The following is a 10,000-nucleotide window of genomic DNA, read 5'->3' as shown; positions in this document are numbered from 1 at the left end:
AGTTTCCAATGACCCTCCCCGGTTGAGCCGGGGGCTTTCACATCAGACTTAAGAAACCGCCTGCGAGCCCTTTACGCCCAATAATTCCGGACAACGCTTGCCACCTACGTATTACCGCGGCTGCTGGCACGTAGTTAGCCGTGGCTTTCTGGTTAGGTACCGTCAAGGTGCCGCCCTATTTGAACGGCACTTGTTCTTCCCTAACAACAGAGCTTTACGATCCGAAAACCTTCATCACTCACGCGGCGTTGCTCCGTCAGACTTTCGTCCATTGCGGAAGATTCCCTACTGCTGCCTCCCGTAGGAGTCTGGGCCGTGTCTCAGTCCCAGTGTGGCCGATCACCCTCTCAGGTCGGCTACGCATCGTCGCCTTGGTGAGCCGTTACCTCACCAACTAGCTAATGCGCCGCGGGTCCATCTGTAAGTGGTAGCCGAAGCCACCTTTTATGTCTGAACCATGCGGTCCAGACAACCATCCGGTATTAGCCCCGGTTTCCCGGAGTTATCCCAGTCTTACAGGCAGGTTACCCACGTGTTACTCACCCGTCCGCCGCTAACATCAGGGAGCAAGCTCCCATCTGTCCGCTCGACTTGCATGTATTAGGCACGCCGCCAGCGTTCGTCCTGAGCCAGGATCAAACTCTCCGATAAAGTAGTTTGACTGACTACGCACATCGCTGTGCGATTTATTTAAAACTTTGAATTAACAGGTACGTTTTGTCTTGTTTAGTTTTCAAAGAACTTTGTTGCTTCTCTCGAAGCGACCTCTTAATCATAACATTTTCAGTTTGCTAGGTCAATACTTTTTTAAAAAATATTTTCGCTAGGCTTGCCTTTCTATTAAAAAGACAACAAAAATGATTATATCAGCATCATCACTATGTGTCAAAGCTTTTTTTCATTTCTTTATATAGTAAAAGCGCAGCCTGTTACAGCTGCGCTTTTGCGTTTATACTTCTTCCGTTTCTTCCGGCTCTTCTTCATTCTTTTCCACAAGCGCCACAGTGGCTACATGCTCTTGATCAGACATGCGGATCAGACGGACGCCTTGTGTTACGCGTCCCGTAGTGGAGATATCATTAATATCCATTCTGATTAACACGCCGCTTGCCGTAATAATCATTAAGTCCTCTTCGCCTTTTGTTGCTTTCACGGTTACTAACGGACCGTTGCTGTCAGTGATTTTACATGTTTTAAGGCCTTTTCCGCCCCGGCTTTGAACTCTGTATTCTGAAGCCGGTGTGCGTTTGCCGTAGCCGTTTTCTGTCACTATGAGGACGTGGGAGTCTTCTTCAAGAATCTCCATGCCTACCACAACATCATCGTCTGTCAGCGTGATGCCTTTAACACCCGCAGCTGTGCGTCCCATTTGTCTTACATCTTCTTCAGGGAAACGGATCAGCAAACCGTTCTTCGTTCCGATGATGATTTGTTTCTTGCCGTCAGTCAGGCGGACGGCCATCAGTTCATCGTCTTCCCGGAGACCTAGGGCGATCAGCCCGTTATTCCGTATATTCGCAAACTGGGACAGTGCCGTACGTTTCGACACCCCTTGTTTGGTCGTAAAGAAGAGGTATTGCTCCTCATCAAACGTGCTGACCGGAATAATGGCATTAATCCATTCGCCTTTTTCAACCTCCAGAAGGTTAATAATCGGAATGCCTTTTGCCGTACGGCCGTATTCAGGGATTTCATATCCTTTAGAACGGTATACCTTCCCTTTATTAGAGAAGAACAGGATCGTATCGTGCGTTGATGTGGAAATTAAATGTTCCACAAAGTCATCTTCATTCGTTCCCATTCCCTGTACGCCTTTTCCGCCCCGTTTTTGGCTGCGGTATGTGGACGCTGGGAGCCGTTTAACATAGCCGTTATGGGTCAGTGTGATGACGATATTTTCTCTCTCGATAAGATCTTCATCTTCAATTGTTTCAAGACCGGACGTCACGATTTCAGTGCGTCTCTCATCATTGAAACGCTCTTTGATTTCATTGAGCTCTTCACGAATGATCTCAAGAACTCTTGCTTCATTGGCTAAAATATCTTTCAGCTCGGCGATAAGCGCAACAAGTGATTGATATTCCTCTTCAATCTTTTCGCGCTCCAGACCGGTTAATCGCTGAAGGCGCATATCCAGAATGGCTTGCGCTTGTTTTTCAGTCAGTGAGAATTGTTCGATCAAACCTGTTCTCGCAATTTCAGCCGTCTGGGAATTGCGGATAAGAGAAATAACGGCATCTAAATGATCGAGAGCAATTCTTAAACCTTCCAGAATGTGAGCTCTCGCTTCCGCTTTGCGGAGTTCGTAAGCCGTTCTGCGCCGGATCACAACCTTTTGGTGATCAAGATAATGCTCCAGACATTGTTTCAGGCTTAGTACCTTCGGCTGTCCGTCAACGAGCGCCAGCAGGTTGATTCCGAAAGACGTCTGCAGGGCCGTTTGTTTGTACAGGTTATTCAAAATGACGTGAGCATTGGCGTCACGGCGGATCTCAATGACGATTCTCATTCCGTTACGGTCGGATTCGTCTCGCAGATCCGTAATTCCTTCGATTTTTTTGTCCCGGACAAGATCTGCGATTTTTTCAATTAATCTCGCTTTGTTCACCTGATAAGGAAGTTCTGTGACAATAATTCTTTCTTTTCCCGATGATGTCTCTTCGATTTCAGCCTTAGCCCGGATTGTGATTGATCCCCGTCCGGATTCATATGCCTTGCGGATGCCGCTCCGGCCCAAAATCTGACCTGCAGTCGGAAAATCCGGGCCCGGGATGTATTCCATCAGCTCCTGGTTTGTAATCTCAGGATTCTCGCTTACGGCAAGCACGCCTTCAATGACTTCCCCAAGCTGATGCGGAGGAATATTTGTCGCCATTCCGACCGCAATACCGGCAGCTCCGTTTACGAGCAGATTCGGAAATCTCGAAGGCATGACGACAGGTTCTCTTTCTGCGCCGTCATAGTTATCTTGATAATCAATCGTATCTTTCGTAATATCCCGGAGGATTTCCATTGCGATTTTTGACATTCTCGCTTCTGTGTAACGCATCGCGGCCGCTGAGTCGCCGTCAACCGAACCGAAGTTGCCGTGTCCGTCAACAAGCATGTAGCGGTAGTTAAAATCCTGCGCCATTCTGACCATTGATTCGTAAACCGCTGAGTCACCGTGCGGGTGGTACTTACCGATAACTTCACCGACGATACGGGCAGATTTTTTATATGGTTTGTCACTGGTCATGCCTAAATCATTCATTGCGTACAAAATCCGCCTGTGAACCGGCTTCAGACCGTCACGCACATCCGGAAGCGCCCGGGATACGATAACGCTCATTGCATAGTCCAGGAAGGATGTCCGCATTTCCTGACTGATATTGACTTCACGTACTTGTGGTGTGTTTTGTTCACTCATTAAAAAAACCTCCCTGAAGTATCACATGAAATAATGTGGGAGTAGATTGTCCATTATGATCTTCAATACGATTTCACTATTCTCCATTATATCAATAAACTTGTGTTTATACACATTAATTTAGTAGAATATACGGGTTTTGCGGGTTTTCAGAGGCTTTAGAAGCCGCTTTGAGAAAAAAGCCTTATTTCTTAACGAAAATAAGGCTTTCTTGGTTAAATATCAAGATTTTTCACGTATCTGGCGTTTGCTTCTATGAAGTTTCTCCGCGGTTCTACTTTGTCACCCATCAGCATTTCAAAAGTCTCGTCAGCGTCCATTGCATCTTCAAGATTGACTTGCAGAAGCGTTCTGGTCGCAGGGTCCATTGTCGTTTCCCAAAGCTGAGTCGCGTTCATTTCTCCAAGACCTTTATAACGCTGGAGGCCGGGCTTAGGTGATTGCGGAAGCTCTTTTAACAGCTCATCAAGCTGCTTATCGTTATAAGCGTATTCCACCCGTTTTCCCTGCTGCACTTTATAAAGCGGCGGCTGGGCAATGTAGACATAGCCGTTTTCGATGATTTCCCGCATGTATCTGTAGAAGAACGTTAATAAAAGCGTTCTGATGTGGGCGCCGTCAACATCGGCATCCGTCATGATGACCACTTTATGATAACGCGCTTTTTCAAGATTAAAATCTTCTCCGATTCCTGTTCCGAGGGCCGTGATCATTGATCTGACCTCATTGTTTGAGAGAATTTTATCAAGTCTGGCTTTCTCAACGTTCAGAATCTTACCGCGCAGCGGCAGAATGGCTTGGAAATGACGGTCCCGTCCCTGTTTCGCTGATCCGCCCGCAGAGTCACCCTCTACGATATACAGCTCGGAAATGCTCGGATCTTTAGAAGAACAGTCCGCCAGTTTGCCCGGCAGATTGGAAATCTCAAGCGCACTTTTGCGGCGGGTCAATTCCCGCGCTTTTTTCGCTGCCATCCGCGCTCTTGCGGCCATTAAACCTTTTTCAACGATTTTGCGGGCTGAGTCCGGATTTTCAAGAAGGAATGTTTCCAGCGCAGAAGAAAACAGCGTATCAGTGATCGTTCTCGCTTCGGAGTTGCCGAGCTTCGTTTTCGTCTGCCCTTCGAATTGCGGATCAGGGTGCTTAATTGAAATAATGGCAGTCAGCCCTTCTCTCACATCATCCCCGCTTAAATTCGGATCATTTTCTTTGAAAATCCCTTTTCTTCTTGCATAGTCGTTTATGACACGGGTCAGACCGGTTTTAAATCCGGCTTCGTGCGTCCCGCCTTCGTATGTGTTGATGTTATTTGTGAAAGAATAAATGTTGCTTGTATAGCTGTCGTTGTATTGCAACGCAACTTCAACCGTTATGCCGTCTTTCTCGCCTTCGATATAAATCGGCTCTTCATGAACGACTTCTTTGGAACGGTTTAAGTACTCAACATAGCTTTTGATTCCGCCTTCGTAGTGGTACTCGTTTTTCCGTTCTTGTCCTTCACGTTTGTCTTCAATCGTGATGTTTACGCCTTTTGTCAGGAAGGCCAATTCCCGGACACGGTTTGAAAGCAGATCATAGTCGTATACGATTGTTTCTTTGAAGATTTCCGGATCCGGAACGAAGTGCGTAATCGTTCCGGTCTTATCAGTATCACCGATCACTTCAAGATCAGCCACAGGTACACCGCGCTCGTACGCCTGATAGTGGATTTTTCCGTCACGATGAACCGTAACGTCAAGAGTGGTCGACAAGGCGTTTACGACGGACGCCCCTACACCGTGAAGACCGCCGGATACTTTATATCCGCTTCCGTCAAATTTACCGCCGGCGTGGAGAACGGTCATGATAACTTCAACCGCAGGGCGGCCCATCTTCTCCTGGATACCGACCGGAATTCCGCGCCCGTTGTCCTTAACGGTAATGCTGTTATCTTTTTCAATCTCGATGTTAATATCTGTACAATAACCGGCCAGGGCTTCGTCAATACTGTTGTCGACGATTTCCCACACCAAGTGGTGAAGGCCTTTGCTGTTAGTTGATCCGATGTACATCCCCGGTCTCTTTCGAACAGCTTCCAAACCTTCTAATACCTGTATCTGATTCTCATCATAACTATTTTGCTGCTGTTCCATAGCCATGCACATTCACCTACACTTTTCTTAAACGATATATTCATTGTAAAGATCCGCTAAGAATCTATTTCTAACATAAATTGCGCACGTTTCTTCAGTGTGCCGGAAGATAAGGGAGAGTAATATATATTCTCAGTCGTGACTACGATAGACTTTGGCGTGCCGTTTACGGACGGCACTACTTTTTCTTTCTGTCTGTCCAGAAATTCTTCAACAATCGGCGATACATTGACCTTGCAGTCAAAAATGCCGACGATATCGCGTGTTGAAACGACAAAGTCGTCACCTAAATGAATATACAATCGCTCACCTCATTTCTTCACTTCACTAACGTACCGTTTTCCACACGGAACATTCCTGCTTGATGTAAGGTATCGTGGTCAATGCCATCCACGCTTGTCGTGGTGACAAATGTCTGCACACGGCCTTGGATCGTATGAAGCAAATGGGACTGTCGGTAATCATCCAGCTCGCTTAGTACATCATCCAAAAGTAAAATGGGGTATTCTCCGATTTCTTCATGAATCAAATCTATTTCGGCCAGCTTCAAAGACAAAGCCGTCGTACGCTGCTGTCCCTGCGAACCGTACGTCTGCACATCGCGTCCGTTCACATAAAAAAGGACATCATCCCGATGCGGTCCGAATAATGTGACGCCTCGTTCTATTTCTTTTTCTTTTAATTTCGAAAAAGACTCCTGGTAGCTGTTACCTATTTTCGACAAATCTTTGGGATCTGATACATCAAGCGCCGTGTGATACTTAAGCGTCAGTTCTTCAAGTCCCCGGGAAATGCCGGAATGGATCGGCTGCGCCCATTTTTCAAGCTGCGCCGTAAACTGCAGACGTTTGGCGACAACTTTTGCGGCTGCTTCAATCAGCTGATCAGTGAGAACGTCAAGCATGGTCCGGTCAGTCTGTTTCCGGCTTTGCAGCTGTTTCAGAAAATGATTCCGCTGTGAAAGGATTTTTTGATAAAGAGATAAATCATACAGATAAACGGCAGAAACCTGCCCGATCTCCATATCGAGAAATCTCCTCCTCACCTGAGGGCTTCCTTTGACGAGATTTAAATCCTCAGGGGCAAACATAATGGTGTTCAGCGCTCCGACATACTGACTGAGTTTTTGCTGCTCTATATGATTGACCTTGCCCTTTTTACCTTTTTTGGAGATGACAAGCTGCATCGGGATGTCCCCGTTTCGCTTCATCACTCTTCCTTCTATTTTAGCATAGTCTTCGTCCCACCGTATAAGTTCTTTGTCATTTGAGGTGCGGTGTGATTTTGCCATCGAAAGGACATAGATGGCTTCCATCAGATTGGTTTTGCCTTGGGCATTTTCCCCGATGATCACATTCACCTTGTTTTCGAATTGAAGCTCAGCGCGCTCATAATTACGGTAGGATGTTAATTCTAAATTTTGGATATACAACCGCTGTCACCCGCTTTAATTGACGACTTGAAATGAACCAAATCCTTCAATCGCGACCACGTCTCCAACGTAAAGCTTTCTGCCGCGGCGATTGTCAGGTTCATTGTTGACAGTCACCTCATGCTCGCTCAGAAACCACTTCGCCATGCCGCCGGACTGAATCACATCGGCTAATTTTAAAAACTGGCCAAGCGTAATCATTTCTGTATCAATCGAAATCGGATTTGCCATATTATCGACCTCTTTCAAATATCACTAATATCTAATTGTACTAAAAAATCCTGAAATAAGGAAAGGGAAAACTTGAGGGAGCGGCTGATGAATAGAAAAGCTGCCGAACTAAGCCGGCAGCACATTCTGTTTGATTAATACGTTCTGACCGGAAGGATGAGCTGAACGATGGTTTCATCATTCGGCGTACGGATAAGAAACGGTCTCATCGCTCCCGTAAAGCTGATACGGATGTCCGCTCCTTCAAGTACTTTCAGTGCGTCCATCATATATTTTGGACTGAATGAAATATTTAATTCCTCGCCGTCAATCTGGTCAGCCAGCACAGCTTCGACCACTTTCCCGATTTCCGGAGAATTTGATGAAATCTCCAGCGAATCCGCCGGTTTGGCAGAAAGCTTTACAACGTTGTTGCGGCCTTCTCTCGCCAATAAAGAAGCACGGTCTATCGCCTGTAAAAACTCCTTCGTGTTCACGACGATTTCCGTTTTGCTTTCCTGCGGAATTAAGCTGGTCGTGTCCGGATAGTTTCCGTCAAGCAATCTTGAGAAGAACAATACGTTTTTCGCTTTGAACAGAACTTGAGTTTCTGTAATGACGATATCAACCAGTTCTTGGTTGTCATCAAGAATTTTGCTCAGCTCGGTTAAGCTTTTCCCGGGAATGACCACGTTATAAGAGCTGTCTTCCGGAATATCAAGCTTCGCCTTTCTTAAAGCAAGTCGGTGGCTATCCGTGGCAGTGCATAATAATTCACCGTTTTCGACTTTCCAGTTTACACCTGTCAAGATAGGGCGTGTTTCTGAGGCGGACACAGCGAACACGGTTTGGCGAATCAGGTTTTTCAAAAGATCCGTCGGAATCTGAATGGCGTGATGCTCTTCGATTTGCGGCAGATGCGGATATTCATCTGCATCAAGGCCGTTTAAATTAAATTCGGCTTTTCCGGAACGGATAATCGTTAAATATTGATTTTGAACTTCGATTTCAACAGTCGCCATCGGCAGTTTTTTAACGATTTCGCTGAAGAAACGCGCTTGCAGCACGATACTTCCCGGCTGATCGATCGTCACGATTTCTTTATCATCATCTTCTTTCGGAATGAATGACTCGATTGAAATATCAGAGTCACTTCCTGTGAAAGATACTCCTTCATCTGAGGCGACGATCTTAATACCGGTGAGAATGGGAATTGTGGTTCTGGATGAAACGGCTTTTAGAACGTCTTGTACACTTTCGACTAAACGATCTTTTTGAATCGTAAATTTCATGTTTATCCTCCTAACGGATAATATAATTAATATATTTTAAAAATAGCAGTAGTAATAGTAGGGCCTGTGGATTTGTGGATAAGTTGTGAAAAAGACAGGAAACACAGCCTACCCACATGTGGACAGACTGTGTATGGCTATGAAAAAGTTATTCACACTTTCCCCGATTCATCCGAGGGCACTATTATTTAAGCAGTTCTTTTATTTCTTTCACCTGCTGCTGAAGCTGCTCGTCATCAATCAGCAGTTTTGAAATCTTTTCATGGGCGTGAATGACGGTTGTATGGTCTCTGCCGCCAAATTCTTCCCCGATTTTAGGCAAAGAAGAATCCGTCATTTCTCTTGAAAGATACATCGCAATTTGTCTTGGGAACGCCACGGATTTCGTGCGCTTTTTCGCTTTGAAATCTTCAAGCTTAATGTTGAACTGCTGTCCGACAATCCGCTGAATCTCTTTTATCGTAATGACCTTCGGCTTAGAAGACGGAATAATATCTTTCAATGCTTCTGCAGCCAGGTCTGCGTTAATGTCTTTATTGATTAAGGATGAATAGGCGACAACCCGGATTAATGCCCCTTCCAGTTCGCGGATGTTGCTGTCAATCTGATTCGCGATGTAAAGCATGACCTCGTTCGGAATATCAAGACCTTCCGCCTTCGCTTTTTTTCTCAGGATGGCAATCCGCGTTTCCAGATCCGGCGGTGTGATATCCGTAATCAATCCCCATTCGAACCGCGAACGCAGGCGGTCTTCAAGGGTCGGGATCTCTTTCGGCGGTCTGTCGCTGGAAATCACGATTTGTTTGCTTTCTTCATGAAGCGTGTTGAATGTATGGAAAAACTCTTCCTGTGTTTGTTCTTTTCCGGCTAAAAATTGAATATCATCTATCAAAAGTACATCAACGTTCCGGTAGCGGTTGCGGAAATCAACGGCTTTATTATCGCGGATTGAGTTGATGAATTCATTTGTGAATTTTTCAGAAGACAGGTACACCACTTTGGCTGAAGGATTATGATCAATGACATAATGGCCGATCGCGTGCATTAAGTGGGTTTTTCCTAAGCCGACTCCCCCGTATATAAATAAAGGGTTGTACGCTTTAGCGGGTGCTTCCGCCACAGCCAGTGATGCTGCATGGGCGAATCGGTTTCCCGATCCGATGACGAATGTGTCGAATGTATATTTCGGGTTGAGCATGCTTTGGGGAAAATCAGACGGTTCCTCTTTTGCCGCTTTTTTCACTTGCGGTTTCGGTAAAAAGTTTTCTTCGTCCTGATTTTGAGGAATGACAAATTTGACGCTCAATTCTTCCCCGGTTAATTCGTATATGGTATCTGCAATGAGATGTAAGTACCTGGACTCCAGCCAGTCTCTGGCAAATTCATTGGGAGCGGTGATGGTTAAGGTATCCCCTTGCAGCGAATGGGCTTTCGTCGACTTCATCCAAGTTTCGAAACTCGGTTTGCTTAGCTTTTTCTCAATTTGAGCTAGAGCTTGATTCCAAAGATCCAATATATTCTCCAT

Annotated in this window: 7 protein-coding genes and 1 rRNA gene (1 of these 8 cut by a window edge); all 8 read right to left on the bottom strand. The window is 45.8% G+C overall.

What is annotated here, in order from left to right; genetic code table 11:
* A 16S ribosomal RNA gene (locus ACKTRM_RS00040) occupies positions 1–651 on the bottom strand; it reaches 899 nt to the left of the window's first position.
* Positions 652–949: 298 nt separating this feature from the next.
* A complete protein-coding gene (gene gyrA / locus ACKTRM_RS00035) occupies positions 950–3,409 on the bottom strand; it encodes a DNA gyrase subunit A (RefSeq protein ID WP_023356657.1) in 2,460 nt (819 codons plus the stop codon).
* 215 nt (positions 3,410–3,624) lie between these two features.
* The gene (gyrB, locus tag ACKTRM_RS00030; RefSeq protein ID WP_011996153.1) at positions 3,625–5,541 is read right to left on the bottom strand and encodes a DNA topoisomerase (ATP-hydrolyzing) subunit B; all 1,917 of its coding nucleotides are present in this window, start codon (positions 5,539–5,541) and stop codon (positions 3,625–3,627) included.
* A gap of 56 nt (positions 5,542–5,597) precedes the next feature.
* Positions 5,598–5,843 carry an extracellular matrix regulator RemB gene (gene remB, locus ACKTRM_RS00025; protein ID WP_004392908.1) on the bottom strand — a complete coding sequence of 82 codons (246 nt, stop codon included), beginning with the start codon at positions 5,841–5,843 and terminating at the stop codon, positions 5,598–5,600.
* A 17-nt stretch (positions 5,844–5,860) separates the two neighbouring features.
* Positions 5,861–6,973, bottom strand: coding sequence for a DNA replication/repair protein RecF (gene recF / locus ACKTRM_RS00020; RefSeq protein WP_007409910.1), 1,113 nt, complete (start codon positions 6,971–6,973; stop codon positions 5,861–5,863).
* 15 nt (positions 6,974–6,988) lie between these two features.
* On the bottom strand, positions 6,989–7,204 hold the full coding sequence (gene rlbA, locus ACKTRM_RS00015; protein ID WP_004392910.1) for a ribosome maturation protein RlbA: 216 nt from the start codon (positions 7,202–7,204) through the stop codon (positions 6,989–6,991).
* A gap of 134 nt (positions 7,205–7,338) precedes the next feature.
* On the bottom strand, positions 7,339–8,475 hold the full coding sequence (gene dnaN, locus ACKTRM_RS00010) for a DNA polymerase III subunit beta (RefSeq protein WP_007409909.1): 1,137 nt from the start codon (positions 8,473–8,475) through the stop codon (positions 7,339–7,341).
* Positions 8,476–8,659: 184 nt separating this feature from the next.
* The gene (gene dnaA / locus ACKTRM_RS00005) at positions 8,660–10,000 is read right to left on the bottom strand and encodes a chromosomal replication initiator protein DnaA (protein ID WP_007409908.1); all 1,341 of its coding nucleotides are present in this window, start codon (positions 9,998–10,000) and stop codon (positions 8,660–8,662) included.

It is taken from the genome of Bacillus sp. D7-8, from assembly GCF_052055895.1.
GTDB lineage: Bacteria > Bacillota > Bacilli > Bacillales > Bacillaceae > Bacillus > Bacillus velezensis.
The sequence above is the reverse complement of the archived record's forward strand: the minus strand, read 5'-3'. Positions and strand labels throughout refer to the sequence as shown.

Bases quoted from the DNA above. Each gene is read 5' to 3' on its own strand.
- dnaA (WP_007409908.1), bottom strand. From the start codon at position 10,000: ATGGAGAATATATTGGATCTTTGGAATCAAGCTCTAGCTCAAATTGAG.
- gyrA (WP_023356657.1), bottom strand. From the start codon at position 3,409: ATGAGTGAACAAAACACACCACAAGTACGTGAAGTCAATATCAGTCAG.
- dnaN (WP_007409909.1), bottom strand. From the start codon at position 8,475: ATGAAATTTACGATTCAAAAAGATCGTTTAGTCGAAAGTGTACAAGAC.
- gyrB (WP_011996153.1), bottom strand. From the start codon at position 5,541: ATGGAACAGCAGCAAAATAGTTATGATGAGAATCAGATACAGGTATTA.
- rlbA (WP_004392910.1), bottom strand. From the start codon at position 7,204: ATGGCAAATCCGATTTCGATTGATACAGAAATGATTACGCTTGGCCAG.